The organism is Frankia sp. AiPa1 (assembly GCF_023243075.1).
Classification (GTDB): domain Bacteria; phylum Actinomycetota; class Actinomycetes; order Frankiales; family Frankiaceae; genus Frankia.
On sequence record NZ_JALKFZ020000179.1, the window covers coordinates 43,324 to 56,725 of the forward strand.

The window sequence follows — 13,402 nt, forward strand, 5'->3', positions numbered from 1 at the left end:
TCAGTGAATCTTTGTGGTGCCTCGGTCCACTTTCTGTGGCTCGGCGATCCAGGATGCGATGATCTCCCTGAGTTCGGGCAGCCGGACCTTTCCTGTCTCCGTGCGGGGGACGTCATCGTGCGTGATGAACGCGACGCGCCGTGGGATCTTGAAGCTGGACAACCGTTCACGCAGCATCGCACGTATACCTTCGGCTGTCGGGCTCGTACCCGGCGCCGGGACGACCGCCGCGACGACGATCTCGCCGAACTCCGGATCCGGGAGGCCCGCGACCAACGCCAGGTCCACCTCAGGCAGCGCGCGCAGCGCCGCCTCCACCTCAAGGCGAGACACATTGGCCGAACTCGTCTTGATCATGTCTCCGGTACGGCCGACGAGGTAGGCGTAGCCGTCCGAGTCGATACGCACCAGGTCCTTGGTGGGGTAGAACCCGTCGGCCGTGAACACCGTGCGCCGGTCGATCTTGTAGAAGCCGGTCATCAACGCACCCCCGCGCAGCTGAAGCTCGCCCACCTCGCCGGGGGGAACTTCAGCGCCGGTGTCCGGGTTGACAACCCGCCGTTCTATCCCGTTCACGCCACGCCCGCAGGCGCCGGCCTTGTCATCTGGCATGCGCTGGTTGATGGATTCGGCGCTATGCATCGAGAAGCTTTCGGACATCCCCAGCAGGTTGGCACGCAGGGTTGGGGGAATGAGTTCACCGTTTTCCCGGCGCGGTGGCGCACCCATGCCGCGGATCGCGTCGACGTCGATGCCCCGGGCGATCGCGGCCGCTCTCAGCTTTGGCAGGACGTGCCAGACGACGACGTACGTGACGTTGTGCCGCTCGATCATCTCGACGGCGTCCGCGATGTCGGGCGAGCGCGGGTAGATCAGCGTTCCGCCGGTACTCAGGACCTGTAGCGCCGCCGCGATACCGCCCATCCAGAAGGCAGGAAGCAGGCACAGGGTGCGGTCCGCGTCGGTCAGCAGGAAGTACCGGGCGAGAGCCCGCGGCTGACGCGCCACCGCCCACTGCCCGTGAACCACCGCCTTGGGGGCCGCGGTGCTCCCCGAGGTATAGACGACGAACGCGTCGTCGGCGGGCGAGACCTCACGCTCCACAGCCGCGAGCAGGTCGCCGTCAGGAGCGTCGGGCAGCGTGGCGCGTGCGAGCAGATCGCTGACCGGTGCGGCCCAGGAGAGCCCACCACCGTCCTGGAGCCACACGGAGCGCAGGTGCGGGGCGCACTGCAGACGGAGCGCACCGGCGGTGCCTCCCCCCAGCCCTGGAAGTGCCGCGGTCAGGATCTCGGCGAAGTCACGGCGCAGGAATCGGCGCACGCCGATCAGGATCTGCGCGTCGCTGGTCCGGAGGATGTGGGCCAGCTCGGGCGGCGTCGTCAGAGTGCTGATCGGAGTGACCAGGGCCCCGATCCGCAGTGCCGCGTAGAAGGTGGTCAGCCACAGGGCGCCATCGGGTGCGAGCAGAGCGATCCGAGTGCCCTTGCCGACGCCACTGGCGAGCAGTGCCCGCGCCATCTCGCCTGATCGGCGCTCCAGTTGGCGATAGGTCAGCACCTCCTCGGCGTGGATCAGGGCCGGGTGTTCGCCGCGCGACGCGACCGTCTCGGCGAGGAGAACTGGAAAAGTCGCGGGGTGATCGGTCGGATGCATCAGTGTCGGGCGATTTCGGTAGTCCCCGCACCGGGAACGACAATGGAGTCGGACCCGTCCCAGGTACGCGCGGCCGCGCGCATCTTCGAGAACCAGGCCTCTCGCGTCTTGCTCGGTTCCAGAAGTTCGATCATGAACCCCAGGGTTGGGCTGGTGTCAATCCAGCACGTTCGGCTCGTGCCGGTGACCCCTTCGAAGGCCAGGGCGGCTCCGGCCGCGAGGTAGGCGTCGCGCTCGGCTTCGTAGTCGGTGGGGGTGATGGCCAGGTGGTGCAGGCCGCCCTCACCCGCGCGGAACACGTCGCGAAACACTCCAGGATCGTCATTGTCCTGGGACACAAGCTCGACCTGGACATCGCCGGCGTAGGCGATCGCGGCGCTGACCGCGGGGAAGGTCGCCGGCTGGCCTCGGTGGTGGCCGTCCGTGAACGGTACCTCGTCGAACCAGAAGAACGGACCGACGCCGGCGGACCTGACCCACGCGTCAATGGCTGCACGAAGGTCGGGCACGACCCAGCACACCTGCATGAAACTGCTGTTGGTTAAAAGAGCAGGAATCACCGGTTTCCCTTTCAGCTGATGACCGGGAAACGTTCGCCACCGAACGGCTGCCATGGCGTCATATCGCTTGAGTCGAAGTTGGGGCAGGGTGAGCCGTTCCAGCAGGCGTCGGCCGGCTGGGTGACGAGGAGGTAGGTCCACCGGGGGTGGTCGGTCACATTGGGCCCGCTGCCGTGGATGGTCAGGTGGGTGTGGACGGTGATGTCGCCGAGCTCATAGGTCATGTGCTCGGACATCTCAAGCCGGCGGAGTTCGGGGAAGACGTCCAGGGCGTCTCCGTCGCCGTAGCAGGTGTAGTCGCCCAGCACGCCCTCGCGGTGGGAGCCGCTGACGAATGACATCGTTCCGGCGGGCGGCCCGCAGGGCTCCAGCGGGATCCAGAAGGTCATGCCGCCGGACCGGTCGACGGCGAAGGTGATGAAGTCCTGGTGGTAGGCGGTCGGCCCGTTACCGCCGTGTCGTGCCGTCTTCTCCGCGGGTAGCTTGGGTACGAAGAAGTCGGAGTAGTAGCGGACGTCGACGCCGGACCCGTCCGTGCTGCGCCGTCGCTGCAGCAGCTTCGCGCTCCTGCCGATTTCGAAGATCAGGGGACGCAGTATGGGGTGGGCCAGACCGAAGCTGCGCTGGGCGTTGAAGTACGAGAGACCGGGCTTACCCTCGGTGACGGCAGCTTCCAGGACGGGGGAGAGGGGGTTGCTGTCGGCGTCCTCTCCCATCACCTCGCGGGCGAGATCGAGCATGGAGCGCAGGTACTGCGGATCCACGAAGCGCTTCAGCTTGACCCAGCCGAATTCGCGGAGATGCTCGATCTCCTCTTCTGTCACCGACCGGCATGGCGTTGACGGTAAGGTCGCCGGGTTTGCAGTCATCTCGATCTCCTCAGCGTGCGCGCGTCTGGGCGACTAGGCGAAGATTCCCGGGCCATTGCGGAATGCGTAGAGGCCGACGGCCTCGTCCTCAGCGGGAGTAAACGGGTTGGCGATCTCGTCGGGTGTGGGGCCGATGCGGTCCGCGACTGCCCGCAGCTTGGCGTGGTCGAGCCCGTAGACCTCGATCGCCGTTTCGCCGAGATATCGGCGGGTGTGCTGTGGGGCGATGTCCCAGAACGTAGACCGTATCGCCTCCCGGGTGTGAGGCCAGGTGCCTTCGGCATGTGGGTAGTCGTCTCCCCACATCGTGTTCGCCACGAGGTCGTGTTCGACGCCGAACTTCGCTTCCCAGTTGGCCATGAAGCTTGCGCCGATGAAGCAGTTGCGGTGGAAGTACGTGGAGGGCTTCTCGGGCAATGTCGCACGCAGCGCCGATCCACCGGGCCCGGAGTAGAGGCCGTCCATATCGGCCATGACCTGCGGCGCCCAGTCCATCCACTGTTCGGTCATCACGAGTCTCAGGGCGGGATGCCGGTTGAAGACGCCGGCGAGGATCATCACCCAGACCCCCCGGCGGGTACGCCACGTGGTTTCCATCATGTACATGGACTGGGCACCGGGCCCCTTGTAGGGGTAATGCTCCCCACCGCCACCATGCGTGTTGAGCGAGAGCCCCGTCTCCTCACACACCGCCCAGAGCGGTTCCCAGACGGGGTCATTGAGCATCGGCAGGTCACTGCGAGGAGCCGGCAGGTTGATCCCTTTCAGGCCTGCTTCGGCCGCCCACTCGACTTCACGCACACAGGCTTCCGGGTCGGAAATCGGTATGTGCGCGATGCCGGCATGGCGTTCTGGGGCCTCGGAGACGAAACCAGCGAGCCACCGGTTGTAGATCCGGACACCGGCTGGCTCGAGATGGTTGTAGCTGGAGTTCCCCCAGGAGATCAGGCCGGTGGTTGAGAACGGGATGGACTGGCCGTTGAGGCCTCCGTGGTAGATAACGGAGGCTGCGGTGCCCGCCCTGTCCATGTCGGCGATGCGTGCCGCATGATCCTGCAGGCCGGGAACCAGGCTCGCCTCGTAGCTGCGCTGGAGAAAGCCCTGGTCGACCTGGTCGGCGTTACGGATCCCCGCGACCTTGCCGAACGCGGCGGCCTGCTCCTTACCCAGCTCCGCGCGGGACCGGCCGAGCGACCAGCTCTCCTCCTCACCGGGCTTCGTCGCCTCCGACGACCGCCACGAGAGCAGGCCATGACCATCCATCTCCGCGACGAACCGATCGAAGTCATCGAGGTGCTTGGCCTCGCAGTAGTCCCGCAACTGGCCCGCGACCGACGGGCCGACGTGGCTGTCAGTCGATACCACGATGTAGCGCTCGCTCTGTTCGGATGCGACCTGCGGCATGACGCCCCTTCCGCCCGGTTGAGAGCAGTGTAGTCTGAGCTGGCACTCAGTGCCACCACTGCGGCACCGACACGCTCGGCAGTGGGTAAGCTCGACGTTGAGCATCATAGGTTGACATGGCACTCAGTGCCAAGCGTCTCAGACAAATCTGCTTTTGACATGTCGGAGTCGACACAGGGTGAGGACGCACAGCTGGGGACCACCGGTGTCGAGGGATGATAGGAAGACCCTGCTCACGGACCGGCCTCGCTCGTGCGGTGAGGATCCGGGCTGTGGCGCGAGACGGAAGTGCTCTGTGACCCACACACCCCAACAGGCATCGGTCGCGGCCATCGAGAAGGCCGCGCTGGAGATGATCGCCGCGCGCGGCTTCCAGGACGTCACGGTCGAGGAGATCGCTAACGCTGCCGGCGTCTCCCGGCGAACCTTCTTCCGATACTTCGCGTCGAAAAACGACATACTGTTCGGAAATTTCGCCGAGCTCCTGCAGGAGCTCGATGACTGGTTCACGTCGGTGCCAGATGATCGACCCATGTTCGATGCGATTGCCGAGGGGGTGATGCGTTTCAACCGCGCGAACACTGACGGCCCGGTCGTCCATCGACAGCGCATGGAGCTGATCATGTTCACTCCCGCATTGAAGGCGAACGCCTCGCTCCGAAACGCCGAGTGGCTGGCGGTGATCGCACGGTACACGGCACGCCGGCTCGACGAACCAGAGGATGCGCTAGGACCGCAGCTCATCGGCCATGTCTCACTGGGCGCTGCGAACGCCGCCTACGAGCGTTGGCTGCGTGCCCCCGGCGCTGACCTCAACGAGCTCGTGCGTCGTGCTTTCCGCATGGCGCGCACGCTAGCGGAACTGGATATTACGACAACCCAGTCCAGTTGGCGACTGGACCGGGAGCCGTTCAAAGGCAGCTAAGAAGCATCGTTGCTCATGTCCGCAGGCAGGAGGTAAAGGCAGAACTCGTTGCCTTCCGGGTCAGCCATGCATCGCCAGGAGAACGTCTCCAGCTCGTGTGTCTTCCCATGTTCGATCCACGTCCCGCCCAGCGCGAGGACTCGCTGCGTCTCGGCCTCGAGGTCGTCGACGACGAGGTCGAAATGTGCTCGGTTCTTGCCCGTCTTGGCCTCGGGGACCCGCTGCAGGACGATCATCAGACCTTCGCGGTTCGGCGCCATCGCGTGATAGCGCCCCTCGTCGTAGGTCAGCAGCGTCTCGACTCCTTGGAGTGCGCCGTAGAAGTCGGCGAGACGTACTGGATCTTGACTATCGAGAACGATGTATGCAGGCATCAGGACCTCTCTCTCTGATCTCTGGACAACGATGGCACTGCGTGCCATCGTTGTCCAGAGATCGCGAACCCCCCGTACCCTTGATAGGGGCCGCCTAGCATGCCACCCGCCGGACCGGCCGCTCCGAGAGTGGCATGCAGTGCCGTTCCGCCGCTGCCATCACCACCTCAACCGCCGGCCGTGGCGTCCGCCTCCAGGACTGGAGCGGCCTTCGTGCGCTGCACGGCGCACGTCACGTGCGGTAGGATCCGCAACCGCATTGTGGAGTAGTGCGTAGCGACTTTCGACTGCGGCCGGCTCGTCTCGTCCCGTCCGTCCTGCACAGTGCCACCGGAGGCATTCGCCATGACAGCTGCCCCGTTAGACGGCGCGCTCGTGTCGCCTGCGATCGAGGGCCAATGGCCCCGTCCCGAACCGGCGCGCACCCTTGAGCAGGAGCGGCTGCACCGCAAGCAGCGGCTCGCCGGTGCGTACCGGATCTTTGGTCAGCTCGGATACGGCGAAGGCCTCGCAGGGCACATCACCGCCCGCGACCCGGAGTTGACCGACCACTTCTGGGTGAACCGCTTCGGGGTGGATTTCCGCCGGATCAGCGTTTCGAGCCTACTTCTGGTGAACGCCGAGGGCGAGATCGTGGAGGGGCAGCCGCCGTTGAACACCGCGGCGTTCGCGATCCACTCGGAAGTCCACGCGGCCCGGCCGGAGGTGGTCGCCGCCGCACACGCTCATTCCCTTTACGGCAAGGCACTATCCGCGCTCGGCGAGCCACTCTATCCGATCACGCAGGACGCGTGCGCGTTCCACCAGGAACACGCGATCTTCGACGACTTCACCGGGGTGGTCCTCAGCACCAACGAGGGCGAGCGCATCGCCAGCGCTCTCGGCTCGGGCAAGCTGGCTATCCTCGCCAATCACGGACTGTTGACTGTCGGCACCACCGTGGAGTCGGCGGCCTACTGGTTCATCGCTGCCGAGCGAGCCGCCCAGGTCCAGCTTCTCGCACAGGCAGCAGGAAAGCTGCGGCTACTCGACGACGTGACGGCCAAGCGCACAGCCAGGCAGGTAGGTGGCGACACCTTGGCGCGCTGGGGGTTCGAAGCGTACTACCAACTCATCGTCAAGGAGCAGCCCGATCTACTTGACTAGGCCTTGTTCGGCCGAAGAACTCCAAGCCGCGCACCGCCATCCGCGGCTCGCGCCAGAGAAATCAATTCAGATTGTCCGCTGCTGGGGCCTCCGAAGCCGGCGATGACGCTAGCCGACAACACCATTTCTGGACGACCAGTGGCATCTCGTGCCATGTTGGCCAAGTTGATAAGATATCCTGCCGAGGAGGCGAAGCTGTGACAACCACGCAACAACCTGAGATCTACTATGATCCGTATGAGCCGGCACTCCAGGTCGACCCCTTCCCGATCTTCCGTCGTATGCGGAACGAGCAGCCGCTGTACTACAACGAAAAGCATGATTTCTATGCCCTCAGCAGGTTCGACGACGTGGACAAGGCCTTCGCGGACGTCGCCACCTTCAGTTCCGCCCGCGGAAACATTCTTGAGTTGATCAAGGCGAACATGGACCTCCCGTCAGGGGTGTTCATTTTCGAAGACCCGCCGGTGCACCTCGTGCATCGCGGCGTCCTTACCGGAATCTTTACCCCAAGGAAGATGGCCGCTCTTGAGGGTCGGATCCGCGACTTCTGCGCCCAGGTGCTCGACCCGCTGGTGGGCGCCCAACAGCTTGATTTTGTTGCCGACCTCGGCGCCAAGATGCCTATGCGGGTGATCGGGATGCTGCTGGGCATCCCCGAGCAGGATCAGGAGGATATCAGGGTCCACCAAGACGAGAAGTTGCGGCGAGAGGAAGGGCAGCCCGGCGAGTTCAATGACGACCAGTTCGCCGACGGCACTTTCTTCACCCAGTACATCGACTGGCGGGTGAAGAACCCGTCCGACGACCTGATGACGGCACTGATAAACGCCGAGTTCGAGGACGAGAAGGGCACGATCCGCCGCCTGACTCGCGACGAGCTGCTCATTTTTATCAACGTACTGGCCACAGCCGGCAACGAAACTACAAATCGGACCATCGGCTGGTCCGGCAAGATCCTCGGCGACGCCCCCGACCAACGACGAGAGCTCGTCGCGAATCCCGAGCTCATTCCAAACGCGGTGGAAGAGATCCTGCGCCTGCACCCGGCTGCTCTGCAGGCTAGCCGGTATGTCACCCGGGACGTCGAGATCCACGGCCAGACTGTGCCCGAGGGCAGCGTTTTGATGCTAATCATGGGATCGGCGAACCGCGACCAACGGGCTTTTCCGCCAGATGGAGACAGTTTTGATATCCATCGCAAGATCGGTCGCCACCTGACATTTGGCCGAGGCAACCATTTCTGCCTCGGAGCTCCCCTCGCTCGCCTCGAGGCCCGTATTGCCGTCGAAGAGATCCTCAAGCGCTTCCCGGACTGGGAGCCCGACATGGAGAAAGCAAAGCTCGATTCCTCCCAGGTGCGCGGCTGGGCAACGCTGCCGGTCCACCTCCCGTCAACGTAAAGACACTGCTTCCGTGGTAGCCCTTCCGCACTGCAACCTGGACCCAGTGCTGCGGAAAGTTTTCTGGTAGCGGCTCGGGACTGGCCCAAGGGTTGGACTGAAATATGCGGGTGGGCCGCGTTCGGGTCTCTGAAGGCGATCCTGACATGGCGCTTGAAGGACCGCCTGGCCCTGGTTCAGGATGCCAAGGTCACTCGAGTTTGCCGTCGGGCTTGGCACTCCTGTTCAGTTCTTGGTTGCAGTCTGAGTTCTCGATTGCAGTCTGAGATCACTGTTTATCTCAGAAGTAGATGCGCTCGGAGACAGAGTTCTCGGGCGCCCGATCCGAAGGATCACCAGATTCTCATGAAGCGATTACCTACCGGTGCTCGCCGGTTAACGGTACTCCTGGTCGCGTTGGCGCTCGCGATGGCGGCCTGTTCGAACGCGGGCGGGGGAGATTCGACCGAGAAGGGTGGAACCGCGGGACCGGCTCCAGCCAACGGGGCGCCGGGTGTCACCGCCAAAACGATCAACTTCTCGATGCTCGCGACGAAAACGAACAACCCGACCGGAGCCTGCATCTACGACTGCTTCGCCCAGGGGATCGAGGCCTACTTCGCCTTCCGTAACAGCGAAGGCGGCGTGCACGGCCGACAGCTGAAACTGAGCAAGAAGATCGACGACCAGCTGGGCCAGAACCAGCAGAGCGCTCTGCAGATCATCGCCGCGAACGACACGTTCGGCACGTTCAGCGCCGCCCAACTTCCCACCGGGTGGGGCGACCTGGCGAAGGCGGGCGTTCCCCAGTACGTGTGGGCCATCCAACCGGCCGCGATGGCCGGCCACGACAACATCTGGGGTAACTCCGGCATCACGTGCCTTAGTTGCACCGCCCGCAACTACTCCTACGGGGCCAAGCTCGTCGGCGCCAAGCACATTGCGGCCCTGGGCTACGGCATCTCCGACTCCTCGAGGCAGTGCGCCCAGTCCGTCCGGGACTCGATCGGGCTGTACGCCCCCGAGACCGGCCAGCAGGTGTCGTACTTCAACGACACCCTCGCCTTCGGCCTGCCCAACGGCGTCGGCCCCGAGGTGTCGGCGATGAAGCGCGCGGGCGTCGACATGATTGTGAGCTGCTTCGATCTGAACGGCCAGAAGACCCTCGCGCAGGAGCTGAAGCGCCAGGGCCTGGCGGACGTGAAGATTCTCCATCCGAACACCTACGACCAGAAGTTCGTACAGGAGGCCGGCGACCTGTTCGAAGGCGACATCGTGCTGGTCTCCTTCCGCCCCTTCGAGGCCGACCCGGGCGACAGCGCCCTCGCCGACTTCCGGAAGTGGATGGACCGGACCGGTGCCAAGATCAGCGAAGTCGCCATGATTGGCTGGATCGATGCGGACATCGCCTACCAGGGCATCCTCGCAGCCGGACCCTCGTTCACCCGGCAGAGCGTGACCGACGCGACGAACAAGATCAGGAACTTCACCGCGGGCGGCCTGGTACCGCCCATCGACTGGACCCGCATGCACGAAAGCGCGACCCAGGACGACCCGACGTCGCACGGTGCCGCCCAGGAATGCTTCAGCTTCGTGCAGGTCAAACAGGGCAAGTTCCACATGGTAGGCGGAACGGCGGCCAAGCCGTTCGTCTGCTGGTCGAACAAGAACCGCGACTGGAGCGACCCGACCCTGAGCTCCTTCAAGTAGACCGTAGACAGTTGAGGTGGACGCACTGGCCGGCGGCCACGCGGCATCCGGCAGGGGTAAGGGTTGGTCAGGAGCCGTAGCGGTGGCGGAGCCGGCGCTCCTGGCCCGGCGGAAGAATCCCGTGCGGAGGCCAGATAGAGGTCAATGCCGAGCTTCTCGGCATTGACGCGCAGCGCGAACGCCGCGCCGACTACGCAGCCGTGAACCCGCTGCGTAGTTGAGGCATGACACCACGCAGGCCCATGACGACTGCGTCCCCGCCGCGGATTGGCCTCAGGTCGAGAGTCCGGAGGACCGCCGTGCCGACATCCTCGGCGCAGGCCGCCAGGCGTTCGCGACGATCGGATTCGCAGGCCACGGTTCGGGCCGCTCCAGCTCCTACACCGCGCCCTCGGATACCCCGACCGCACACCCACCACCGCCCACGAACCGGCCGCCACCCAGATGAGGCCACCCGGATCGCCGACGGCGGCGGAATCCTGACCGATCTCTGCTACGAAGGGCTACAGGATCGGGTCCAGGTGCCCTACAAACGGGCCCAAGGCGTCGGCCTGCCTCTCGACCAGCAAAAGCCCGCCAGATACGCGCCCCCTGGCGGGGTTCGAGGCCCAGGTTGCTGTCGCCGAACGTGGTTTTGGAGTTTTCAGCGAAACTTCGTCCTGGGCACGCGTCACGACGCTCCTGTCCCCGCCACACCTGGTGCGACAGGGGTACGGGTAGCACGGCGCATCTCCTGGGCGCGCGCAAATGCCATGAAACTGATCAGGAGCACAAGCAGGACCGTCGACGACCCGAGGGTGCCGAGAGCGAGCCCGCCCTTGGAGGTAGATTTCGTCAGAAAATCGCCGACGGTGGCGCCGAGCGGCCGAGTGAGGACGAAGGCGAGCCAGAAAAGAAGCACGTTGGACACCGTAGGGACGTACCGGAAGGCGAACAGTAGGCCGAGAAGTCCGAGTATGAGCAGTGCGCTTCCGGCGTAGCCGAGGCTCGAGCTGTCCGACAGGAAATCTCCCATGGAGGTTCCAAGGGTGTTCGACACGAGGATCGCCGACCAGAAGAAGCTTTCGCCGCGCAGCGTGTCGATATCGCGAATCGCGAACGTCAGCCCGGCGCGCTTCCATGCTACGAAGATGACGATCAGCAGGGAGGTCAGGATTGCCGCGCCGACCGGGTAGCCCAGGCCGAGTCCCTGCGGCCCCCAGCCCAACGACCTGGTCCCCTTGGCCAGGTACTTCCCGCTCGCGTCGCGGTTCATGAAGTCGGATATGGTGGTACCGGCCGTGCTGGTGGACAGGATGACCGTCCAGTAGAAGAACGGGTTGTAGATCCGCGAACGCAGCTGGATGGCGAGAGTGGCCACGAACACGACGACAAGTATTATCGTCGTCAGAAAATACCCGAGACGGAGTGTCTGGGCAAGCAGGTCGCCGCCGGTCTCGCCGAGCGTCGTCGCTGCGATCTTCATCACCCAAAAGGCGAGGGTGACCTCGGGAAGCTTTTTCGCCAGGTGTCCGCTTCTGTCGATTTTGTTATATTCTTCAGCCACTTCAGTTCTTGTCATTCTGCCTCCGGTTGGCGTACCGAAAGTGCTCTCACGCCTGGCGCGTGATGCGTTCAGTGAACGTGGATTCCAGGGATCCACCGCGAGCATCTGCGCACAGTAATCGCTGCAATATGTGAAAAGGATGTGAGCGAACATCCACGGAATGCGCCTTGTCGCCGCTGACGCGACGTTTGGGCGGCGCGCCGTCTATTGCCAGGTGTCGGAAACAGAGCAGGGCGATTGGCCAGCCTTGCGGTCGCGGACAGCGCGGGGCTCCGACCGAAGCCCATCATGATCGTCGGCCCGGTCCTGGCGGATTGCGCCCGGACCGCGCCTGATCGCCACCGTTTTTTCGACCCAAGAATGGCTCGCCCACGAGGTGAGGACCGTGTAGGCGGATCGGGCTGACCCGCGGCATGGACGCGGTCAACGGATATGCCGCCGATGCCCCGCTCTGCGTCAGCCGATGCGCCACCGACGGTTGCTACGTGAAGAGACTCTGGCCCCAGTGCTGGCCGGGCCGGACGCCTGGTGGGCAGCCGAACAGGCCGCTGCCAACGTGTTGGATGTATTCGTTGAGGGCGTCGTGGGCCTTTCCGGCGAGCGAGGTCTGCCGCCGGCCATCCAGTCCGGCCCGTCGCCGGGCTGGACCCAGACGTGGGAGCTCATGGCGGCAGTGTCCTCGATCTTGAGGTTGGCGGTGCCGTCCTTGAACCCTTGTCGCCTGGCTTGGCCAGGTGGGTGTCGAGCAGGCTGACCAGCGCGGGAAACCGCTGGTCGAGCGCGGTCACCAGCTCGGGCTTCTTCGCCAGCAGCGCCGGGCGCAGCGCCGAGTAGACGTACCTGGCGCCGTCGACGTTGCCGGGCGTGGAACCCGACGAACGGGGTGCCGTCGGTGGCGTCGTCGGCGCGCAGCCGTCGGCCGGCGGGCGCTCACACCGTCCTCAAATCAGGGGTCACTAGCGTTCGGTTCGCCAGGCTATGACGGTGATCAGCGGACGGTGGTCATCGTCGTGATCACACCCATTCTTGAAGGGCAACTGCATGTCGGAAACGCTAGCCGTCAACGTCCTCGATCCAGCGTCACTCGCCTCCACCTTCGGCCTGACCGGACTCATCCTGATCATCTTCGCCGAAACCGGGTTGCTCCTCGGATTCCTCCTGCCCGGAGACTCGCTGCTCTTCCTCGCCGGTGCCTACAGCGCCAGCACTGCCGACGGCGACCATCCACACTTCCAGATCGGCAGCGTGCTCCTCGGCGTCGCCGCAGCGGCGCTTCTCGGCGCACAGACCGGCTACCACATCGGCCGGCGTACCGGCCCGCGAATGTTCAGCCGCCCGGACTCGCGCCTGTTCAAACAAGAGAACGTCGCCCGAGCCCAGGAGTTCCTCCAGCGATACGGCTACGGGAAGTCGATCATCCTTGCCCGGTTCGTGCCGATCGTCCGCACCTTCATGAACCCCGTGGCCGGCGTCATCGGCATCCCGGTCCGCACCTTCCTGTTTTACAACGTCGTTGGTGGCCTGGCGTGGTCGCTCGGCGTCACGCTACTCGGATACGGGCTCGGCCGGTCGATCCCCATCGACCGATACATCATCCCCATCACCCTGGTCATCGTCCTTCTCTCGGCGATCCCGGTGCTGCGCGAGGTGGCCGGCCGTCGGTCAGACAAAGCCAAGCACCGCTCCGCGCGATCCGCCGAGACCGCCGAGACCGCCGACCACCAGCCGATCGACCGTAAGCCGATGCTGTGAGCGCTCGAATGAACGGAGGTCGCACACCTGGAGACCGTGCGGAGAGCCGGATACCGGTTGAGGATGACCACGCAGCGC

Annotated in this window: 12 protein-coding genes; 5 read left to right on the forward strand and 7 right to left on the reverse strand. The window is 64.7% G+C overall.

What is annotated here, in order from left to right; translation table 11 throughout:
- The 4 genes from MXD95_RS23355 to MXD95_RS23370 are packed head-to-tail and all read right to left on the reverse strand — an operon-like array spanning position 1 to position 4,489.
- The gene (locus tag MXD95_RS23355; protein ID WP_250642850.1) at positions 1 to 1,656 is read right to left on the reverse strand and encodes a class I adenylate-forming enzyme family protein; all 1,656 of its coding nucleotides are present in this window, start codon (positions 1,654 to 1,656) and stop codon (positions 1 to 3) included.
- Entirely contained in the window at positions 1,656 to 2,270 is a 615-nt protein-coding gene (locus tag MXD95_RS23360; RefSeq protein WP_250642851.1) for a VOC family protein, read from the reverse strand. The genes MXD95_RS23355 and MXD95_RS23360 overlap by 1 nt, the downstream gene beginning before the upstream one ends.
- Positions 2,228 to 3,085: a phytanoyl-CoA dioxygenase family protein gene (locus MXD95_RS23365; protein WP_250642852.1), complete on the reverse strand. Its 858-nt coding sequence runs from the start codon at positions 3,083 to 3,085 to the stop codon at positions 2,228 to 2,230. Before MXD95_RS23365 ends, MXD95_RS23360 begins: the two co-directional genes overlap by 43 nt.
- Before the next feature lie 33 nt (positions 3,086 to 3,118).
- Positions 3,119 to 4,489, reverse strand: a complete 1,371-nt coding sequence (locus tag MXD95_RS23370) for an amidohydrolase family protein (RefSeq protein ID WP_250642853.1) — start codon at positions 4,487 to 4,489, stop codon at positions 3,119 to 3,121.
- Positions 4,490 to 4,784: 295 nt separating this feature from the next.
- Between MXD95_RS23370 and MXD95_RS23375 the strand changes: the two genes are divergently transcribed.
- Entirely contained in the window at positions 4,785 to 5,414 is a 630-nt protein-coding gene (locus MXD95_RS23375; protein WP_250642854.1) for an acyl-CoA-like ligand-binding transcription factor, read from the forward strand.
- On the opposite strand, the gene MXD95_RS23380 is transcribed toward MXD95_RS23375, so the two are convergent.
- Entirely contained in the window at positions 5,411 to 5,788 is a 378-nt protein-coding gene (locus MXD95_RS23380) for a VOC family protein (RefSeq protein ID WP_250642855.1), read from the reverse strand. The genes MXD95_RS23375 and MXD95_RS23380 overlap by 4 nt on opposite strands.
- A 345-nt stretch (positions 5,789 to 6,133) precedes the next feature.
- Between MXD95_RS23380 and MXD95_RS23385 the strand changes: the two genes are divergently transcribed.
- The 3 genes from MXD95_RS23385 to MXD95_RS23395 all read left to right on the forward strand — a co-directional run bounded on the left by MXD95_RS23385 (position 6,134) and on the right by MXD95_RS23395 (position 10,026).
- Positions 6,134 to 6,934 (forward strand): class II aldolase/adducin family protein, encoded by an 801-nt coding sequence (locus MXD95_RS23385; RefSeq protein ID WP_250642856.1) that lies wholly within the window; start codon positions 6,134 to 6,136, stop codon positions 6,932 to 6,934.
- Positions 6,935 to 7,131: 197 nt separating this feature from the next.
- On the forward strand, positions 7,132 to 8,337 hold the full coding sequence (locus MXD95_RS23390) for a cytochrome P450 (RefSeq protein WP_250642857.1): 1,206 nt from the start codon (positions 7,132 to 7,134) through the stop codon (positions 8,335 to 8,337).
- A gap of 345 nt (positions 8,338 to 8,682) precedes the next feature.
- Positions 8,683 to 10,026, forward strand: coding sequence for an ABC transporter substrate-binding protein (locus MXD95_RS23395; RefSeq protein WP_250642871.1), 1,344 nt, complete (start codon positions 8,683 to 8,685; stop codon positions 10,024 to 10,026).
- Between the two features lie 670 nt (positions 10,027 to 10,696).
- Here the strand turns inward: MXD95_RS23395 and MXD95_RS23400 are convergent.
- Both MXD95_RS23400 and MXD95_RS28695 read right to left on the reverse strand, forming a co-directional pair.
- Entirely contained in the window at positions 10,697 to 11,572 is an 876-nt protein-coding gene (locus MXD95_RS23400; RefSeq protein ID WP_250642858.1) for a COG4705 family protein, read from the reverse strand.
- A 662-nt stretch (positions 11,573 to 12,234) separates the two neighbouring features.
- A complete protein-coding gene (locus tag MXD95_RS28695) occupies positions 12,235 to 12,360 on the reverse strand; it encodes a hypothetical protein (RefSeq protein WP_285223742.1) in 126 nt (41 codons plus the stop codon).
- Positions 12,361 to 12,613: 253 nt separating this feature from the next.
- On the opposite strand from MXD95_RS28695, the gene MXD95_RS23405 reads away from it, so the two are divergent.
- Entirely contained in the window at positions 12,614 to 13,324 is a 711-nt protein-coding gene (locus tag MXD95_RS23405) for a DedA family protein (protein ID WP_250642859.1), read from the forward strand.
- Positions 13,325 to 13,402: the final 78 nt, after the last annotated feature.

Excerpts from the sequence above, each read along its gene's own strand:
- MXD95_RS23355 (WP_250642850.1), bottom strand. The coding sequence starts at position 1,656 with ATGCATCCGACCGATCACCCCGCGACTTTTCCAGTTCTCCTCGCCGAG.
- MXD95_RS23360 (WP_250642851.1), bottom strand. The coding sequence starts at position 2,270 with ATGGCAGCCGTTCGGTGGCGAACGTTTCCCGGTCATCAGCTGAAAGGG.
- MXD95_RS23365 (WP_250642852.1), bottom strand. The coding sequence starts at position 3,085 with ATGACTGCAAACCCGGCGACCTTACCGTCAACGCCATGCCGGTCGGTG.
- MXD95_RS23370 (WP_250642853.1), bottom strand. The coding sequence starts at position 4,489 with ATGCCGCAGGTCGCATCCGAACAGAGCGAGCGCTACATCGTGGTATCG.
- MXD95_RS23380 (WP_250642855.1), bottom strand. The coding sequence starts at position 5,788 with ATGCCTGCATACATCGTTCTCGATAGTCAAGATCCAGTACGTCTCGCC.
- MXD95_RS23385 (WP_250642856.1), top strand. The coding sequence starts at position 6,134 with ATGACAGCTGCCCCGTTAGACGGCGCGCTCGTGTCGCCTGCGATCGAG.
- MXD95_RS23395 (WP_250642871.1), top strand. The coding sequence starts at position 8,683 with ATGAAGCGATTACCTACCGGTGCTCGCCGGTTAACGGTACTCCTGGTC.
- MXD95_RS23405 (WP_250642859.1), top strand. The coding sequence starts at position 12,614 with ATGTCGGAAACGCTAGCCGTCAACGTCCTCGATCCAGCGTCACTCGCC.